The following is a 16,847-nucleotide window of genomic DNA, read 5'->3' as shown; positions in this document are numbered from 1 at the left end:
GCTCGCTTCGAGTCTCATGGGAAGTTGCGGTGCGTCACAGCCCCGCTCGTTAGGATAGAACATCCGCTGGTCTCGTCGCCGATATCTCAGGAGTCCCCGCCATGGAATGGCTCATCCCGCTCATCATCGTCGTCGCGCTCGTCCTGGTGATCGGCATCTACCTGTGGGCGACCTACAACTCCCTCGTCACGCTCAACGTCCGCGTCGACGAGGCGTGGAGCGACATCACCGTGCAGCTGAAGCGCCGCGCCGATCTCATCCCGAACCTGATCGAGGCGGTGAAGGGGTACGCCGCGCACGAGAAGGCCGTCTTCGAGAACGTGACGAAGGCGCGCGCCGAGACCCTCTCCGCGTCCGGGCCCGCCGAGGCATCCGCTGCGGAGAACCACATGCAGCAGGCGCTGAAGTCGATCTTCGCCGTCGCCGAGGCCTACCCGCAGCTCCAGGCGAGCCAGAACTTCCTGCAGCTGCAGTCCGAGCTCGTCGACACCGAGGACAAGATCCAGGCCGCCCGCCGGTTCTACAACGGCGGCGTGCGCGAGCTGAACACCAAGATCAAGGTCTTCCCGAACACGCTGTTCGTTCGCGGACTGGGCTTCCACGAGCGCGAGTTCTTCGAGGTGACGGAGGCGGCCGCGATCGCCGAGCCTCCGCGCGTGCAGTTCTAGCCGCATGTACCGAGCGATCGCCCGGAACAAGCGCAACACCGTCTTCACGATCCTGCTCTTCCTCGCGATCGTCGGCGGCCTCGGCTACCTCGCCGCCGTGATCTACGGCGACCTGACGATCGTGGTGATCACCGTCGTGATCGCGACCGCGTACGCGCTGTTCCAGTACTTTACGGCCGACCGGCAGGCACTCGCGATGTCCGGCGCCGTCGAGATCCGGAGCGTCTCCGAGCATCCGCGGCTGTGGCGCACGGTCGAGAACCTCTCGATCACCACCGGCACGCCCATGCCGCGCGTCTTCGTCATCTCCGACCCTGCGCCGAACGCGTTCGCGACGGGGCGCGACCCCGAGCACGCCGTCGTCGCCGCGACCACCGGTCTCCTCGAGATCATGGACGACTCGGAGCTCGAGGGCGTGATGGCGCACGAGCTCGGCCACGTGCGCAACTACGACATCCGGCTCTCCCTGATCGTGTTCGGCCTCGTCGTCGCGGTCGGCTTCATCTCCGACCTGTTCGTGCGCATGGCGTTCTTCGGGCGCAACAACAACGGCAACCCCGTGGTCATGATCTTCGGCCTCGTCGCGATGCTCATCGCGCCGCTCGTCGCGAGCCTCGTGCAGCTGGCGGTCTCGCGCCAGCGCGAGTACCTGGCGGATGCCACGGGCGCCATGACGACGCGCCATCCCGACGCCCTCGCGCGCGCCCTGCTCAAGCTCGAGCAGTACGGGCGCCCGATGCGGCGCCAGAACACCTCGATGGCGCACCTCTGGATCGCCGACCCGTTGAAGCCGGGCGTGATCGACCGCCTGTTCGCGACGCACCCGCCGATCCCCGAGCGCGTGAAGCGCCTGCACGAGATGGGCCGCAGCTTCTAGCACGCCCCGTGCGTCAGACCGCCGCCGCGCCGCCTCCGGCGCCCGGATCCCCGAGCGCGGAGCGGATGGCGGGGGAGAGGTCGCCGCGCCCGGCCACCACCACGTCGTCGAGGCCCTGCCACGCGGCCGCCTCTCGGAGGACGGGCACGAGCCGCTCGGCGAGGTCGGCGGGGGCGTCGGGCTCGGCCCACGCCGACTGGACGCGCAGCACCCCGGGCTTGCGGTCGCTCTTGAGGTCGACTCGGCCCACCACCCGGTCGTCGACCAGCACGGGCAGCGAGTAGTAGCCGAACTTCCGCATCGGCTCCGGCGTGTAGATCTCGATGCGGTAGTGGAAGTCGAAGAGGCGCTCGGTACGCGGTCGGAACCACACGACGGGATCGAAGGGCGAGAGGAGGGCGACGCCCTCGATGCGTCGCGGCCTGCGGGCGTCGCGGTGCACCCAGGCGAGCGCGGGCCGGCCGCTGTTGCCCCAGCCGGGCACCTCGACGGGGACGAGCCCGCCCGCGTCGACGAGATCGGCGATCGCCGGCCGCACCTGCGCCTGCCGCATGCGCCAGTAATCCGCGAGGTCGGCGGCCGTCGCGATGCCGAGGGCCGACGCGGCCCGTTCGACGAGGACACGCACCGCGTCGGGCTCGGCGGGGCCGTGCTCGAGCAGGCGGGGCTCGAGCGCCTGCTCGGGAAGCGCGTACACGCGCTCGAAGCGGCGGCGCTCGACGCAGACGACCTCGCCGGTCCGGAACATCCACTCGAGCGTGCGTTTCGCGTCGGACCAGCCCCACCACGGCCCGCGCCGCTCGTTCGCGTCGTGCTCGATGGCGCTGGCCGGCATCGGACCGTTCTCGGCGAGCTCGGCGCGGAGCCAGGTGGCGAGTTCCCGGTTCTCGCTCAGCCACCCGCCCCACTCGGACGAGCCCTCTCGCCGGTACTCGGCCCGCCGGAACTCGAACAGGGGCCACAGCTCGCGCGGGATGAACGCCGCCTGGTGCGCCCAGTACTCGACGAGCCGACCCCGCCGACCCCACGCCATCCGGTCGAGCAGGTCGCGGTCGTACCGCCCGACGCGGCTGAAGGCGGGGAGGTAGTGGCTGCGCTCGAAGACGTTCACGGAGTCGATCTGGAGCAGCCCGAGCCGGTCGACGACGCCGGCGAGCTGCCGCGTTCCCGGCGTCGCCGGAACCGGCCGACCGAAGCCCTGTGCGGCGAGTGCGATGCGTCGCGCGAGCGCGGGTGAGACGTGATCCACCATGATGCACCGACCCTAGCGGCGACCGACGACACATGGCCGGCCGGGCATGGGTGCGCGCCTAGACTGTGACGGTGACCGAGGCGAAGGGGACCTCGCGTGCGCGACGATTCCGCGTGCGCCGCTCCTCCACGTCCGAGCGGGCCGCCGACCGCGCCGCGCAGCATGAGGTCGAGCCCGTGCGCGACGCCGCGGCATCCGTGCCCTTCGCCATGCGCGTCGCCGCCGCGTGGTCGTGGCGGCTGCTGCTCGTCGGCGGCGTCCTGGCGGTCGTGATCTTCCTGATCATCCAGCTGCGGCTCGTGATCATCCCGGTCCTCGTCGCCATCCTCATCTCCGCGCTCCTCGTGCCGTTCTCGCAATTCCTCCAGCGGCACCGGTGGCCGAAGGGCCTCGCGGTCGCCGCCGCGATGGTCGCGACGCTGGCCTTCGTCGGCGGGCTCCTCACGCTCGGCATCTCGCAGATCGTCCGAGGCTCGGCCGACCTGGCCGCGCAGAGCGTGGTCGAGTGGGAGAACTTCCGCGAGTGGCTGCTCGAGGGGCCCCTGCACGTGACGCCCGAGCAGATCGACCAGTTCGTGCAGCAGGTCGTCGAGGCGGCCCAGTCCGAGAGCGGGGTCCTCGTCTCGGGTGCGCTCTCCGTGAGCTCGTCGATCGGCCATTTCCTGGCGGGGCTCCTGCTCGCGCTCTTCGCGACGCTGTTCATCCTGATCGACGGTCGCGGCATCTGGAACTGGATCGTCGGGATCTTCCCGCGCACCGCGCGCGCGGCGATCGACGGTGCGGGCCGGGCCGGATGGGCCACGCTCGAGAACTTCGTGCGGGTGCAGATCTTCGTCGCGGCGATCGACGCGATCGGCATCGGCCTCGGCGCGCTCCTGCTCGGCGTGGAACTCGCCATCCCCATCGCCGTGCTCGTCTTCCTCGGCTCGTTCGTGCCGATCGTCGGTGCGGTCGTGACCGGCGCGCTCGCGGTGTTCGTCGCACTCGTCTACGACGGGTGGGGCATCGCGCTCGCGATGCTCGGCGTCGTGCTGCTCGTGCAGCAGGTCGAGGGCCACGTGCTCCAGCCGCTCATCATGGGCACGGCGGTGAAGGTGCACCCCCTGGGCGTCGTGGTCGCGGTCGCCACCGGGTCGCTGCTCGCCGGCATCCCGGGCGCGCTCTTCGCCGTGCCCGTCGCCGCCGTCGCGAACGTCATGATCATGTACATCTCGGGCGGCTCGTGGAAGCACGCCCAGCCGCCCCCGCCCGCCGAGATCCGATCTCCGCTGTGGCGCACGGTACCCCAGCGACCCGGATACGGACGGTGACATGAACCACGCCCTCGACACCACGCCCTCGACGACGGACGCGGACGGCGGCCTGCTGCCCGGAGCCGCGCGACCCGGTCCGGTCATCCCCGGTCCGACGCTCGAGGAGTTCGAGCATGCGCAGCGCACCGTGGCCGCCATCGCGCGGCGCACGCCGATGGAGACCTCCCGCTTCCTCGGCGCGATCGCCGGGGCGCCCGTGCACCTGAAGTGCGAGAACCTCCAGCGCACCGGCTCGTACAAGCTCCGCGGCGCCTTCAACCGGCTCTCGGCGCTCACCGCCGAGGAGCGCGCCCGCGGCGTCGTCGCGGCGTCGGCCGGCAACCACGCGCAGGGCGTCGCCTACGCCGCCCGGGAGCTCGGCATCCGCGCCACGATCTTCATGCCCGTCGGCGTCGCGCTGCCCAAGCTCGAGGCGACCCGCGCCTACGGCGCCGACGTGGTGCTCCGCGGCGACTCGATCGGCGAGACGCTCGAGGCCGCTGCACGGTTCGCCGTGGAGACCGGCGCCACGGTGATCCCGCCGTTCGACCACCCCGACGTCGTCGCGGGCCAGGGCACGCTCGGCCTCGAGATCCTCGAGCAGGCACCGGATGCCACGACCCTCGTCGTGCCGATCGGGGGCGGCGGACTCGCGGCCGGCATCGCGAGCGCGGCCAAGCAGAAGGCCGCGGCGCTCGGGCGCACCGTGCACGTGATCGGGGTGCAGGCTGAGAACGCCTCGCCGTACGTGCCGTCGCTCGCCGCGGGCGAGCCGGTCACCGTGCCGGTGGTGCCCACCATCGCCGACGGCATCGCGGTGTACCGTCCGGGGGAGCTGAACTTCGAGATCATCCGGGACGCGATCGACGAGGTCGTGACCGTCAGCGAGGACGACATCGCCCGCGCGCTGCTGGTGCTCCTCGAACGGGCGAAGCTCGTCGTCGAGCCGGCGGGCGCGGTCGGCGTCGCCGCGCTCATGACCGGCAAGGTGCACTCCGAGGGGCCGCTCGTGGTCGTGCTGTCCGGCGGGAACATCGACCCGCTGCTCATGCAGCGGGTGATCGCGCACGGGCTCGCGGCATCCGATCGGTACCTGACGCTGCGGATCGGGCTGCCCGACCGACCCGGCCAGCTGGCCCGCATCTCGGAGCTCCTCGCCGCGGCCAACGCGAACGTCGTCGAGGTGCTCCACACGCGGCACGGCGCGGGCATGCAGATCTCGGAGGTCGGGCTGCAGCTGTCGGTCGAGACGCGCGGGCCGGCGCACCGCGAGGAGGTCGTGGCGATCCTCCGACGTGCCGGGTACGAACCGGAGATCATCGCCGAGTAGCCGAGCCCGGCGCACGCGGCCGCGGAACGGGGGGAGACGCGGAACGGCCCCTCCGAGGAGGGGCCGTCCGTGCGATGCGGGGGTTTAGCGGGTCACTGGCCGGCCCAGGTGTCGACGCCCGTGATCTCGACGGCGATCTCGCGTCCGTTGGGGGCGGTGTACGACGTCGAGTCGCCCACCTCGAGGCCGAGGATCGCGGCACCGAGCGGCGACTGCTCGCTGAACACGTCGAGCTCGGAGTCGCCGGCGATCTCGCGGCTGCCGATGAGGAAGCGCTCCTCGTCGCCCGCGACGATCGCGGTGATGACGGTGCCCGACTCGACGACGCCGCTCGACGTCGGCGCCTCGCCCACCTCGGCGTGGCGCAGCAGGTCGGTGAGCTGGCGGATGCGGGCCTCCTGCTTGCCCTGCTCGTCCTTCGCGGCGTGGTAGCCGCCGTTCTCCTTGAGGTCGCCCTCCTCACGCGCGGCCTCGATGCGCTTGGCGATCTCCTCGCGGCCGGTGGTGGAGAGGTGCTCGAGTTCGGCGTTCAGCCGATCGTAGGCCTCCTGGGTGAGCCAGGTGACGGTGGCGTCCTGCGCCATGGTGCACACTCCCGTGAATAGACGTGTCGCCCCAGCGTCTGCCGGGGCGAATCACTCATTCTAGTCGAGCCAGCACTGGGAGATCAAACCGGTGTTGGCCGGCTGGGCAGTCCGCACGGTCTCCGTGAACGTGCGCAGCGGCCGGTCCGACGCCGGGATCTCGACGACCTTCCACCCCACGACCGTGAAGTCCTCGTTGAGGGCCTGCACGATGCACGCGGTCGCGTTGCCGGACGGCACCGAGAGCCGCCAGGTCACCTCGACGGACCGATCGTCGGTCAGCTCGTGGCCGAGGTCGGTGGCCTGCACGTGCGGCGTGCTGCCGTCGAGGCCGGCCCACACGACCCACGAGACGAGGACCGCCGCGAAGGCGACGGCCGCGCCGATGAGGATGGTCCGGTCGCGTCGACGACGCTCGGGCGTGCGGCCGTACCGGCCGGCGATGTCGGATGCCTCGTGCGGCATGTCGCCGGCGGTGTCGCGTGCGGCGGCCCCCGCACCGGTCGTCACGACACGGGCGGGCGAGGCGGGCGTGCCGTCGAGTGCGGCGTCCTCGGCCGCCGCGTCGGCGGACTCGCGTGGGGGCACCGCGCGGCTCCTTCCCGGGTGGATCGTCTAGGCTTGGCACCCAGCCTATCCCGCCGTCCCTGAAGGGAAACCGATGCTCGTCGCGCCCGTTGTCACCACTCGCGGAGACCGTCGATGAGCCCCGCCCTCGCGTCGGCCCTGACGTTCGTCTCGGCCGCCGAGGAGGAGTTCGACCCGAACGACGTCACGCCGGGCGTCGTCGGATTCATCGCCACCATCCTCATCATGCTGGCGGTGCTGCTGCTCGTGATCGACATGGTCCGGCGCATCCGGCGCGTCAACTACCGCGCTGAGGCGCGCGAGCGGATCGCCGCGGAGGAGGCGGCTGCGGCCGAGGCCGAGGCGGCCCCGACGGTCGACGGCGCGACCGATGTCACGACGGATCCCGCGGCATCCGATGCACCGTCGGAGGAACGCGACGAGCGGTAGCCGCACGAGCGGTGCCCGGGCGCTCCCGAGCGAGGCGACGACGCGGCAGCCCGCGGGCCGTCAGCCGCCGTGGTACGCGGGCTCGATCGCGATGAGCAGGGTCGCCGTCCAGTGGCACATGAACGCGAGCACCGTGCACACGTGGAAGATCTCGTGGAACCCGAAGTGCCCGGGCCACGGGTTCGGCTTCTTGAGCCCGTAGACGACGGCGCCGATCGTGTAGAGCACGCCGCCGACGATGACCAGCACCATCATGGCGACGCTCGCGGCGAGCAGGTCGCCGAGGTACATGACGGCCGCCCAGCCGAGCAGCAGGTAGATCGGCACGTACAGCCAGCGCGGCGCCCCGATCCAGAAGACCCGGAACGCGATGCCGACGAGCGCGCCGCCCCAGACCAGCACCAGGAGGACCAGCCCCTTGTCCGGCGGCAGCGCGAGGATCGAGAGCGGCGTGTAGGTGCCGGCGATCAGCAGGAAGATGTTCGCGTGGTCGATGCGCTTCAGGACGACCTTCGTGCGCGGCCGCCAGTCGAACCGGTGGTACAGCGCCGAGTTGCCGAACAGCAGCATCGACGTGAGCATGAACACCGCCGAGGCCCACTTCGCCGCTGCGCCGTCGGCGAGCGTGATGAGCACGATGCCCGCCGCGATCGTCAGCGGGAAGGTCGCCGCGTGGATCCACCCGCGCCAGGTCGGCTTCACGTCGGCGGGATGCTCGGGCGAGGCGTCGATGAGCGGCAGGTTCGGGATGTCGGGGCCGCGACGTTCGTCCGCGGCGACCGCGGCATCGGCGCGATCGAGTTCGGCCGTCGGTCGCTGCAGGTGCTCGGCGACGTCCTCGGGTTCGCGCTGGGTCATGGTCACAGCGTAGGGGGAGCCCGATCACGGCTTGCTGTGAGTGTCCGGGCGCCCGCAGGGGAGTACCGTGGTCGGGTGCAGACGAGCGATCAACGCCCCGGTCGCGGCCTCCTCTATCGGCTCTACCAGAACCGGCTCCGCCGCGAACTCGATCAGGCGGAGCTTCCCCGACACGTGGCCATGATCATCGACGGCAACCGTCGGTGGGCGAAGCAGCTGGGGTACGACTCCGCCGCGCACGGCCACCGCGCGGGCGCCGCGAAGATGCGGGAGTTCCTCGAGTGGTGCGACGACCTCGGCATCTCCGTGGTCACGCTCTACCTGCTGTCGGCCGACAACCTCGGCAACCGGACGCCCGAGGAGCTCGCCGACCTCATCGAGATCATCGCCGAGCTCGCCGAGGAGCTCAGCCACTACCGCGACTGGCGCGTCCAGCACGTCGGCTCCGACGCGGGCCTGCCGGAACCGCTCGTGGCCGCGCTCGACGCCGCGGAGCACCGCACCGCGGGCAAGCAGGGCCTGCACGTGAACCTCGCGGTCGGCTACGGCGGCCGCCGGGAGATCACCGACGCGATGCGCTCGATCGTGGCATCCCACCACGCCGAGGGCCGGAGCCTCGAGGACCTGGCCGAGTCGCTGACGCCCGAGCTGATCGGCGAGCACCTCTACACGGGCGGGCAACCCGACCCCGACCTCGTCATCCGGACCTCGGGCGAGCAGCGGCTCAGCGACTTCATGCTCTGGCAGGCCGCGCACAGCGAGTTCTACTTCGTGGAGGCGCTCGGCCCCGACCTGCGCGAGGTCGACTTCCTGCGCGCGATCCGCGACTACACCCGTCGGCATCGCCGGTTCGGCGGGTGAGGGCGCTCACCATCCGATCAGGAATCTGTCAGGATATGCCTCGGAGAAGGGGGCACGGCACGTGAGCATGGACGACTACCTGGCCGGGTTCGGCGAGGAACCCGGCTACCTCGACTACGCCCGCGTGGGCCCGCTGGCACGCGTGGCCGCGGAGGAGACGCTGGCCTTCACGCAGGTGCTCGAGCGGGCCCGACACGGCAGCATGGACGCGTTCGGCGAACAGGACGTGCGGCTGCGCACCGCGGCATCCGCCCTCACCGGTGTCGCAGCCGACCGCATCGTCGCGATCCCGAACACCACGACGGGGCTCATGCACGCGATGTTCGGCCTCACCGGGACCGTGCTCCTCTCGCCGGGGGAGTTCCCGAGCGTGCCGATCGCGGCCGTGCGCGCGAACGAGGCGCTCCACTCCGTCCAGCCCGCGTGGCTCGAGACCGACCACGGCAAGGTGACGCCCGGGCTCATCCGGGAGCAGCTCGAGGCGAACGTCGCCGCGGTGGCCGTGAGCCTCGTGGACAGCCGCACGGGGTACCTGTGCGACCTCGAGGGCATCCGCCAGGTCATCGGCGACCGGCTGCTGATCGTCGATGCGATCCAGGGCTTCGGCGTCGTCGACGCACCGTGGGAGGCCGCCGACGTCGTCGTCACCGGCGGACAGAAGTGGTGCCGTGCCGGCTGGGGCACGGGCGTGATGGCGCTGTCCGAGCGCGCGGCCGAGCAGCTCACCCCGGTGTTCTCCGGGTACACCGGCACGGCCGACGACGAGGTGTGGGACGAGGTGCCGCCGCCGGCCGCCGGCGCGCGCGCCTTCCGGGTGTCCAACCCCGACCCGGTCGCCGAGGCGCGGTTCGCCGCCTCGCTCGAGGAGCTCGCCGACGTCGGCGTCGAGGCCGTCAGCGCGCGCGTCGCCGAGAACGTCAGCCGCCTGATCGAACTCGCCGACGAGTTCGCCGTCCCGGTCTCGAGCTCGCGCGACGAGCGCGAGCGCGCGGGCATCGTCGTGCTCGAGCCCGAACCGGAACAGGTCACCGTGCTCACCGCCTCGCTGCACAACCACGGGCTCACGACGACGACGCGCCTCGGCACCATCCGGCTCAGCGTGCACGCCGCGCTCGCGGAGGAGACCGTCGAGATGCTGCGCGGGGCGTTCGTGTCGTTCAGCACCGCGGCGAACTACTGACCGGTCGGCATGTGAACAGCGGATGTCGCGCCGCGTGTCGGTTCCGCGGATGTCGGCCGTCGGACGTACCGTCGAGGCATCGGGCAAGGCGCCCGGTCGAGTCGGCTCGTGAACCGCTCGTGGGAGGATCGCCGGCCGGCGTGTGAGCCGAGCGAGAGCTCGGGGCAGGAGCGGTCGTGACCTCTGTCGATCCCATCAAGCCCCTCGGACCGGTCGAGCCGGACGCGCAGCGCGAGCGCCGTCCCGACGGGTCGACGCCCGGGGGTGCCGCGCAGGACGAGCGGACCTACGTGCTGGACACGTCGGTGCTGCTGTCGGACCCGCGCGCCCTGTTCCGATTCGCCGAGCACCCCGTGGTGCTGCCGGTGGTCGTCATCACGGAGCTCGAGGCCAAGCGCAACGACTCCGAGATCGGGTACTTCGCCCGAGCCGCGCTGCGGCTGCTCGACGACCTGCGCGTGCAGCACGAGCGACTCGACTTCCCGATCCCCGTCGGGGACGGCGGCTCGCTCCGGGTCGAACTGAACCACTCGAGCCTGTCGGTGCTGCCGAGCGGCCTGCAGCTCGCCGACAACGATTCGCGCATCCTGGCCTGCGCGATGAACCTCGCGAACGACGGGCTGGCGGTGACCGTCGTCTCGAAGGACCTGCCGCTGCGCATCAAGGCGGCCTCGATCGGCCTCGACGCGCAGGAGTACCGCGCCGAGCTCGCGGTCGACTCGGGCTGGACCGGCATGGCCGAGGTCGCGCTCGGCTCGAACGACATGGCCGAGCTCTACGAACACGAGCGCCTCGAGACCGACGTCGCCGCCGGGATGCCGGTCAACACCGGGCTCGTGATCCAGTCCGACCGCGGGTCGGCGCTCGCGCGCGTCGTGGGGGAGCGCCAGGTGCGACTCGTCCGGGGCGACCGCGACGCGTTCGGCGTGCACGGCCGCTCCGCCGAGCAGCGCCTGGCGATCGACCTGCTCCTGGACCCCGAGATCGGCATCGTCTCGCTCGGCGGGCGGGCGGGCACCGGCAAGTCGGCCCTCGCGCTCTGCGCGGGCCTCGAGGCGGTGCTCGAGCGGCAGCAGCACAAGAAGATCATGGTGTTCCGGCCGCTCTACGCGGTGGGCGGGCAGGAGCTCGGCTACCTGCCCGGCGACCAGGGCGAGAAGATGAACCCCTGGGCGCAGGCGGTGTTCGACACGCTCGGCGCGCTCGTCTCCGACAACGTGCTCGACGAGGTGGTCGACCGCGGCATCCTCGAGGTGCTGCCGCTCACGCACATCCGCGGCCGGTCGCTGCACGACGCCTACGTGATCGTCGACGAAGCCCAGTCGCTCGAGCGGAACGTGCTGCTCACCGTGCTGAGCCGCGTGGGCCAGAACTCGCGCGTGGTGCTGACGCACGACGTCGCCCAGCGCGACAACCTCCGCGTCGGCCGCCACGACGGCGTCGCGAGCGTGATCGAGACGCTGAAGGGGCATCCGCTGTTCGCGCACATCACGCTCACGAGGAGCGAGCGCTCGGCGATCGCGGCGCTCGTCTCGGAGATGCTCGACGGCGCCGAGCTCGCCTGAGCCGGTCGACCGCGTGAGGAGCATGCGCGGGCGCGCGTTCGCCGATTCCGAGGCTGCAGCGCGCTGGGCGCTGACCGCGCTGGTCGTGGCGGGACTGCTCGTGGTGGGGGTGTTCCTCACCACGGGCGTCCGGTCGCCGGTCGCCGCACCGTTCAGGATCGTCGCACTCGTGTCGGCCGCGGCGCTCGGTGCGATCGGCATCGTCGGATTCGGCATCGCCGCCGTACGGTCGATCCGGTCCGGCTCCACGACCGAGCGGATCGCCCTCGTCGCCGCGATCGTGATCGGCCTGCCGCTGTTGGCCGTGGCGGTCCTCGTGACCGGCTTCATGGCGCAGTTCGCCGCGGGGCTCGTCCTCGGCTGGATCGTCCTCGGCGTCGCCGCGGCCTGGCCGCTCGACCCCGACCCGGAGACCCGTGCGACGTCGCCCGGAATCCCCGCCAGGCTCGGGCTCCGCGGGACGGCCGTGGCGGCAGCGCTCGCCGTATCGGGCACGGCGACGCTGGGAGCGCTCCACGTGCTGGTGTGGAATCCGCTCGCCAAGGTGCCGGGGAATTCGCTCGCCGGGCTCTACGCCGTCATGACCGCGCGCGGCGAGTCGCCGGCGTGGCCGGCGGCGACGGTCGGAGTGTGGGCCTCGGGATGGCTCGCCCTGAGCCTCGTGTTCCTCGCGGTCGCGGTCGTGGGCCGACGCGGTGTGCTCTCGCGCCTCGATCCGCGTCGCATCGCGCGGACCGCGCTCGTCGCGGTGGCCGGGATCGGCCTGAGCACCTGGAGCGCCGGGTTCGGCATGGGCATGTCGATCGCTGATGCGTTCGCGACCTCCGGAGGGGACGCTGCGGTCACCGGTCCGCTGCTCTCCGTCATCGGCGTCGCTGCCGGCATCGCCGCGGCGGTGCGCATCATCCCTGCGCATCCGAATCGCTCGGGCGGGGCGATGACCTGAGCGGGGCCGCCGGAACGACGGATGCCCCGCGCCGAGGACCGGCACGAGGCATCCGCTCTGTCCGGGAACTACCCCTGCTGCGGCGGGCGCGTCATCGAGAGCAGGTCGAGGGCGGCGTCGAGCTGCTCCTCGCTGACCTCGCCGCGCTCGACGTAGCCGAGGTCGACGACGGCCTCGCGGACGGTGATGCCCTTGGCGACCGAGTGCTTCGCGATCTTCGCCGCGGCCTCGTAGCCGATGACCTTGTTGAGCGGCGTGACGATCGAGGGCGACATGCCGGCCAGCGCGGTGGTGCGCGCCTCGTTGACCTGCAGGCCGTCGACGGTCTTGTCGGCGAGCACCCGCACCGAGTTGGAGAGCAGGCGGATCGACTCGAGCAGCGCCGTGCCCATGACCGGGATCTGCACGTTGAGCTCGAACGAGCCGGACGCCCCGGCCCACGCGATCGTCGCGTCGTTGCCGACCACGCGGCTCGCGACCATGAGCACGGCCTCCGGGACGACCGGGTTGACCTTGCCGGGCATGATCGACGAACCGGGCTGGAGGTCGGGGATGAACAGCTCGCCGAGGCCGGTGTTGGGGCCGGAGCCCATCCAGCGGAGGTCGTTGCAGATCTTGGTGAGGCTCACGGCGATCGTGCGGAGTGCGCCCGACGCGTCGACGAGCCCGTCGCGGTTGGCCTGCGCCTCGAAGTGGTCGGCGGCCTCGGTGATCGGCAGCTCCGTCTCCTGCTGGAGGAGCTCGATCACGAGCTGCGGGAAGCCCGCGGGCGTGTTGATGCCCGTGCCGACGGCCGTGCCGCCGAGCGGCACCTCGGCGACGCGGGGCAGCGCGGTGCGCACGCGCTCGATGCCGAGGCGGACCTGGCGGGCGTAGCCGCCGAACTCCTGGCCGAGCGTGACGGGCGTGGCGTCCATGAGGTGCGTGCGGCCGGCCTTCACGACGCCGGCCCACGCCTCGGCCTTCGCCTCGAGCGCGACCGCGAGGTGGTCGAGCGCGGGGATCAGGTCGTCGATGAGCGCGGCGGTCACCGCGATGTGCACCGACGTCGGGAAGACGTCGTTGGAGGACTGCGAGGCGTTGACGTGGTCGTTGGGGTGTACGGCGCTGCCGAGCTTCTGGGTCGCGACCGTCGCGAGCACCTCGTTCATGTTCATGTTCGAGGACGTGCCCGAGCCGGTCTGGTAGACGTCGACGGGGAAGTGCTCGGCGAAGTCGTGGGCGCCGGCGATGACCTCGTCGGCCGCGTCGGCGATCGACTGCGCCAGCTGCTGGTCGAGCACCCCGAGGCGCGCGTTGGCCAGCGCCGCGGACTTCTTGATGCGGGCGAGCGCCGCGATCTGGGCGGGCTCGAGGCCGGCGCCCGAGATCGGGAAGTTCTCGACCGCGCGCTGGGTCTGCGCACGGTAGAGCGCCGCTGCGGGGACCCGCACCTCGCCCATCGTGTCGTGTTCGATCCGGTAGTCGGCGGCGTTGTCCACCACGGTGTGCTCCCCTTCGATTCGGAACGTGCGGCGCGGCGGTGGGATGCCGCCGGCGGCGTCAGATGCGACCGACGACGACGTCGGTCTCGGCGCGGCCCTCGAGCAGGCGGTAGTTCGCGCCGACGACTGCCAGCGTACCCGCTGCGATCGCGTCGCTGATCACGTCGGAGCGCTCGAGGAGCTGCGAGACCGCGTTGCGGAGGTGCTCGCGGCCGACGTACCCCGCGTCGAGGTGGTCGGGCGAGATCGGGCCGTCCTCGACGCCCGCCACCTTCCGCACCGCCGGCACGATCTCGTCGACGATGCCCTTGATGTGCGCGGGAAGCGGCGGGGCCTCTTCCGCCTGCGAGTCGATCGCGGCACGGACCGCACCGCACTCGTCGTGGCCGAGCACGAGGATGAGCGGGACGCCGAGGACGGCGACCGCGTACTCGAGCGAACCGAGCACCGAGTCGGAGGGGACCTGCCCGGCGTTGCGCACGACGAACGCGTCCCCGAGTCCCACGTCGAAGATGATCTCCGCGGACAGACGCGAGTCGCTGCAGCCGAAGATCGCCACGAGCGGCCGCTGGTGGTTCGCGAGCTCGGTGCGACGGTCGACGTCCTGTCGGGGATGCAGGGGCGTGCCCGCCACGAACCGGGCGTTGCCGGCACGCAGCTCGCGCCACGTCTCGGCGGGGGTGGTCGGTCGGGCGGGTGCGGACTTGCTCACGGCCGCTCCTCTCAGCGCTGCGCGTCGATCGCCGGCGCGAGCGCGCCGGCGAGGGTCTCGAACTCCTCGGGGGTCGCGGTGCCGAGCAGCACGAACGTGCTCTCGCCCGCCTCGGTCACGAGCCCGTACCGGGCGTTGCCGACGTCGGCGTCGGTCTCGCGGTTGTCGTAGACCGTCCACTCGACGCCGTCGACCGTGACGACGCCGGTGGCGATGGTGTTCTTCAGGAGGTCGGCCGTCCAGGTCGGGTTCGCCCCGAGGCCCTGGTACATGCCGGCGTACTCGTCGCTCGGCGTGAGGTAGCCGACGTACCACGCGGTGATGCCGTCGGCGTCGCGCGTGCGCAGTTCGGCGGCGTTCGAGCGCCAGCCGTCGGGCAGCTCGGGCACGGCGAGCGGCGCGTCGATGCCGACCTGGGCCTGGTCGGCCACGGAGGCCACGTCGATGTCGCGTTCGATCGGGGTGTCGCTGCGCGGGACGAGCAGCACGATCAGGGCGACGACGGCGACGCACGCCAGGAGCGAGCCGATGAGGTTGCGGAGGGTCTGCCGCTCCCGGTGCTTGCGCGACTGCTCGGCCTTGCGGTCGGCGGTCTCCTGCGGGGTCTCGGGACGGCCGAGCTCGGCGACGACCCTCGGGGCGCGCGCGGCCATCAGGCCTCGCCGCCGTCGAGGTCGAGGCCGTCGGCGGGCGCCGATGCGGTGGTCGAACGGGTCGTTCCCTCGGTGCCGGGCGCACCCGCGCCGCCCGCAGCACCCGCGCGGGCCGCGTCGAGCCGCGCCTTGGCGCCCACGAGCCACTCCTCGCACCGCTGCGCGAGCGCCTCGCCCCGCTCCCACAGCGCGAGCGACTGCTCGAGCGTCGCGGAGCCCTGCTCGAGCTCGGCGACGACGCGCACGAGCTCGTCGCGGGCCTGCTCGTAGGTCAGCTCGGCGACATCCGTGGAGGTGGGGGGCATGGAGGGCATTCTATTCGGCGTCGCCGAGCGCTCCCCGAGATGTCGCCGCGAGACGACCCTCGGCGAGCGTGATCCTGAGGCCCGTGCCCTCGGGCGCCTGCTCGGGGTTCGTCAGCACGCCGTCGTGCTCGCGCTGCACGATCGCGTACCCGCGCTGCAGCGTGGCGAGCGGCGAGAGGGCGCGCAGCTGCGAGCGGAGCTCGGCGCTCCGGACCGCGGCGCGCTCGATCGCGCGGTCGGCGAGCTCGCTGCCGCGGGCCACCCAGCGCGTGACCTCCTCGGCACGCCGGTCGATCATCCAGCCGGGGTCGGCGAGGGCCGGCCGGCTCCGCAGGTGCCCGAGCCGGTCGATCTCGTGGTTCACGAGCGTCGTGACCCGCATGCGGAGGCGTGCGCGGGCCTGCTCGACGCGGATGAGCTCCTCGGCGACGTCGGGCACGACGCGCTTCGCGGCATCCGTCGGCGTCGACGCCCGGAGGTCGGCGACCTCATCGAGCAGCGGGCGGTCGGCCTCGTGCCCGATGGCGCTGACGATGGGGGTGGATGCCGCTGACGCGGCACGCACGACGCGCTCGTCGCTGAAGCCCAGCAGGTTCTGGAAGTCGCCCCCGCCCCGCGCGACGATGATGACGTCGACCTCGGGGTCGGCGTCGAGGCGACGGATGGCGCCGGCCACCTCCGGGGCGCAGCGGTCGCCTTGCACGGCGGCGTACGCCATCCGGAACTCGACCGCCGGCCAGCGCAGGCGGGCGTTGCGGACGACGTCCTGCTCGGCGTCGCTGTCCTTGCCGGTGACCAGGCCGATCACGTTCGGCAGGAACGGCAGGCGCCGCTTGCGGTCGGCGGCGAACAGGCCCTCGGCGGCGAGCTGTGCGCGGAGGCGCTCGAGCCGCTCGAGCAGGTCGCCGAGCCCCACGTGGCGGAGGTCGAAGACCTGCATGGTGAGGGAGCCGCCCTTCACCCACCAGTTGGGCTTCACGAGCGCGACGGCGTGGTCGCCGGCCTTGAACTGCTCGGTGAGCCGGGCCCGCGTCGACGACCAGATCGTGAACGACACCGTGGCATCCGTCTCGAGGTCCTTCAGCTTGCCGTAGACGTTGCCGGCGGAGACGCCCCACTGCGTGATCTCGCCCTCGATCCACACCGTGCCGAGGCGATCGAGGTACTCCTTCAGCTTCGCCGAGAGCACCGACACGGGCCATGGGGTCTCGCGGGTCGTCGGTCCCTCGGCCATGCGCCTCCCAGCAGCCCGTCATCAATGCC

General features: G+C 72.0%; 18 protein-coding genes. 9 read left to right on the top strand and 9 right to left on the bottom strand.

Annotated features, from left to right (window positions below; all coding sequences use genetic code 11):
* Positions 1–101: 101 nt before the first annotated feature.
* Together ACQ393_RS05190 and ACQ393_RS05185 are read left to right on the top strand one after the other, a co-directional pair.
* Positions 102–668, top strand: a complete 567-nt coding sequence (locus ACQ393_RS05190; RefSeq protein WP_430645741.1) for a LemA family protein — start codon at positions 102–104, stop codon at positions 666–668.
* A gap of 4 nt (positions 669–672) precedes the next feature.
* Positions 673–1,545 carry a M48 family metalloprotease gene (locus tag ACQ393_RS05185; RefSeq protein ID WP_430645740.1) on the top strand — a complete coding sequence of 291 codons (873 nt, stop codon included), beginning with the start codon at positions 673–675 and terminating at the stop codon, positions 1,543–1,545.
* A gap of 13 nt (positions 1,546–1,558) precedes the next feature.
* On the opposite strand, the gene ACQ393_RS05180 is transcribed toward ACQ393_RS05185, so the two are convergent.
* Positions 1,559–2,797: a winged helix-turn-helix domain-containing protein gene (locus ACQ393_RS05180; protein WP_430645739.1), complete on the bottom strand. Its 1,239-nt coding sequence runs from the start codon at positions 2,795–2,797 to the stop codon at positions 1,559–1,561.
* Positions 2,798–2,868: 71 nt separating this feature from the next.
* Between ACQ393_RS05180 and ACQ393_RS05175 the strand changes: the two genes are divergently transcribed.
* Positions 2,869–4,107, top strand: a complete 1,239-nt coding sequence (locus tag ACQ393_RS05175) for an AI-2E family transporter (protein ID WP_430645738.1) — start codon at positions 2,869–2,871, stop codon at positions 4,105–4,107.
* 1 nt (position 4,108) lies between these two features.
* Complete coding sequence (gene ilvA, locus ACQ393_RS05170) at positions 4,109–5,419, top strand: threonine ammonia-lyase (RefSeq protein ID WP_430645737.1); 1,311 nt, start codon at positions 4,109–4,111, stop codon at positions 5,417–5,419.
* A 92-nt stretch (positions 5,420–5,511) separates the two neighbouring features.
* On the opposite strand, the gene greA is transcribed toward ilvA, so the two are convergent.
* On the bottom strand, positions 5,512–6,003 hold the full coding sequence (gene greA / locus ACQ393_RS05165; RefSeq protein ID WP_430645736.1) for a transcription elongation factor GreA: 492 nt from the start codon (positions 6,001–6,003) through the stop codon (positions 5,512–5,514).
* A 60-nt stretch (positions 6,004–6,063) separates the two neighbouring features.
* On the bottom strand, positions 6,064–6,591 hold the full coding sequence (locus ACQ393_RS05160) for a DUF4307 domain-containing protein (protein ID WP_430645735.1): 528 nt from the start codon (positions 6,589–6,591) through the stop codon (positions 6,064–6,066).
* Positions 6,592–6,705: 114 nt separating this feature from the next.
* Between ACQ393_RS05160 and ACQ393_RS05155 the strand changes: the two genes are divergently transcribed.
* Entirely contained in the window at positions 6,706–7,020 is a 315-nt protein-coding gene (locus ACQ393_RS05155; RefSeq protein WP_430645734.1) for a hypothetical protein, read from the top strand.
* A gap of 60 nt (positions 7,021–7,080) precedes the next feature.
* Here ACQ393_RS05155 and trhA read toward each other — a convergent pair whose 3' ends face one another.
* On the bottom strand, positions 7,081–7,878 hold the full coding sequence (gene trhA / locus ACQ393_RS05150; RefSeq protein ID WP_430645733.1) for a PAQR family membrane homeostasis protein TrhA: 798 nt from the start codon (positions 7,876–7,878) through the stop codon (positions 7,081–7,083).
* A gap of 75 nt (positions 7,879–7,953) precedes the next feature.
* Here trhA and ACQ393_RS05145 point away from each other — a divergent pair, with 75 nt between their 5' ends.
* From ACQ393_RS05145 to ACQ393_RS05130, 4 genes are all read left to right on the top strand, one after another.
* On the top strand, positions 7,954–8,739 hold the full coding sequence (locus ACQ393_RS05145; protein ID WP_430645732.1) for an isoprenyl transferase: 786 nt from the start codon (positions 7,954–7,956) through the stop codon (positions 8,737–8,739).
* Between the two features lie 67 nt (positions 8,740–8,806).
* Positions 8,807–9,919, top strand: a complete 1,113-nt coding sequence (locus ACQ393_RS05140) for an aminotransferase class V-fold PLP-dependent enzyme (RefSeq protein ID WP_430645819.1) — start codon at positions 8,807–8,809, stop codon at positions 9,917–9,919.
* A 194-nt stretch (positions 9,920–10,113) separates the two neighbouring features.
* Positions 10,114–11,484, top strand: coding sequence for a PhoH family protein (locus ACQ393_RS05135; protein ID WP_430645818.1), 1,371 nt, complete (start codon positions 10,114–10,116; stop codon positions 11,482–11,484).
* Between the two features lie 13 nt (positions 11,485–11,497).
* Complete coding sequence (locus ACQ393_RS05130; RefSeq protein ID WP_430645731.1) at positions 11,498–12,430, top strand: hypothetical protein; 933 nt, start codon at positions 11,498–11,500, stop codon at positions 12,428–12,430.
* 68 nt (positions 12,431–12,498) lie between these two features.
* Here the strand turns inward: ACQ393_RS05130 and ACQ393_RS05125 are convergent, their stop codons facing one another.
* Genes ACQ393_RS05125 through xseA form a run of 5 tightly spaced genes read right to left on the bottom strand, consistent with a single transcriptional unit; the run spans position 12,499 to position 16,818 of the window.
* Positions 12,499–13,914 carry a class II fumarate hydratase gene (locus tag ACQ393_RS05125; RefSeq protein WP_430645730.1) on the bottom strand — a complete coding sequence of 472 codons (1,416 nt, stop codon included), beginning with the start codon at positions 13,912–13,914 and terminating at the stop codon, positions 12,499–12,501.
* 58 nt (positions 13,915–13,972) lie between these two features.
* Positions 13,973–14,626: a carbonic anhydrase gene (locus ACQ393_RS05120; protein ID WP_430645729.1), complete on the bottom strand. Its 654-nt coding sequence runs from the start codon at positions 14,624–14,626 to the stop codon at positions 13,973–13,975.
* A gap of 11 nt (positions 14,627–14,637) precedes the next feature.
* The gene (locus ACQ393_RS05115; RefSeq protein ID WP_430645728.1) at positions 14,638–15,279 is read right to left on the bottom strand and encodes a DUF4245 domain-containing protein; all 642 of its coding nucleotides are present in this window, start codon (positions 15,277–15,279) and stop codon (positions 14,638–14,640) included.
* Positions 15,279–15,593, bottom strand: a complete 315-nt coding sequence (locus ACQ393_RS05110) for an exodeoxyribonuclease VII small subunit (protein ID WP_430645727.1) — start codon at positions 15,591–15,593, stop codon at positions 15,279–15,281. The genes ACQ393_RS05115 and ACQ393_RS05110 overlap by 1 nt, the downstream gene beginning before the upstream one ends.
* Before the next feature lies 1 nt (position 15,594).
* Positions 15,595–16,818, bottom strand: a complete 1,224-nt coding sequence (xseA, locus tag ACQ393_RS05105) for an exodeoxyribonuclease VII large subunit (protein WP_430645726.1) — start codon at positions 16,816–16,818, stop codon at positions 15,595–15,597.
* Between the last annotated feature and the right edge of the window lie 29 nt (positions 16,819–16,847).

It is taken from the genome of Agromyces sp. GXS1127, assembly GCF_050565425.1.
In the GTDB taxonomy this organism is placed as follows: Bacteria; Actinomycetota; Actinomycetes; order Actinomycetales; family Microbacteriaceae; genus Agromyces.
The sequence above is the reverse complement of the archived record's forward strand: the minus strand, read 5'-3'. Positions and strand labels throughout refer to the sequence as shown.

Coding starts and splice junctions, on each gene's coding strand:
- ACQ393_RS05180 (WP_430645739.1), bottom strand. CDS start 2,797: ATGGTGGATCACGTCTCACCCGCGCTCGCGCGACGCATCGCACTCGCC.
- greA (WP_430645736.1), bottom strand. CDS start 6,003: ATGGCGCAGGACGCCACCGTCACCTGGCTCACCCAGGAGGCCTACGAT.
- ACQ393_RS05190 (WP_430645741.1), top strand. CDS start 102: ATGGAATGGCTCATCCCGCTCATCATCGTCGTCGCGCTCGTCCTGGTG.
- ACQ393_RS05185 (WP_430645740.1), top strand. CDS start 673: ATGTACCGAGCGATCGCCCGGAACAAGCGCAACACCGTCTTCACGATC.
- ACQ393_RS05155 (WP_430645734.1), top strand. CDS start 6,706: ATGAGCCCCGCCCTCGCGTCGGCCCTGACGTTCGTCTCGGCCGCCGAG.
- ACQ393_RS05115 (WP_430645728.1), bottom strand. CDS start 15,279: ATGGCCGCGCGCGCCCCGAGGGTCGTCGCCGAGCTCGGCCGTCCCGAG.
- xseA (WP_430645726.1), bottom strand. CDS start 16,818: ATGGCCGAGGGACCGACGACCCGCGAGACCCCATGGCCCGTGTCGGTG.
- ACQ393_RS05140 (WP_430645819.1), top strand. CDS start 8,807: ATGGACGACTACCTGGCCGGGTTCGGCGAGGAACCCGGCTACCTCGAC.
- trhA (WP_430645733.1), bottom strand. CDS start 7,878: ATGACCCAGCGCGAACCCGAGGACGTCGCCGAGCACCTGCAGCGACCG.
- ilvA (WP_430645737.1), top strand. CDS start 4,109: ATGAACCACGCCCTCGACACCACGCCCTCGACGACGGACGCGGACGGC.
- ACQ393_RS05110 (WP_430645727.1), bottom strand. CDS start 15,593: ATGCCCTCCATGCCCCCCACCTCCACGGATGTCGCCGAGCTGACCTAC.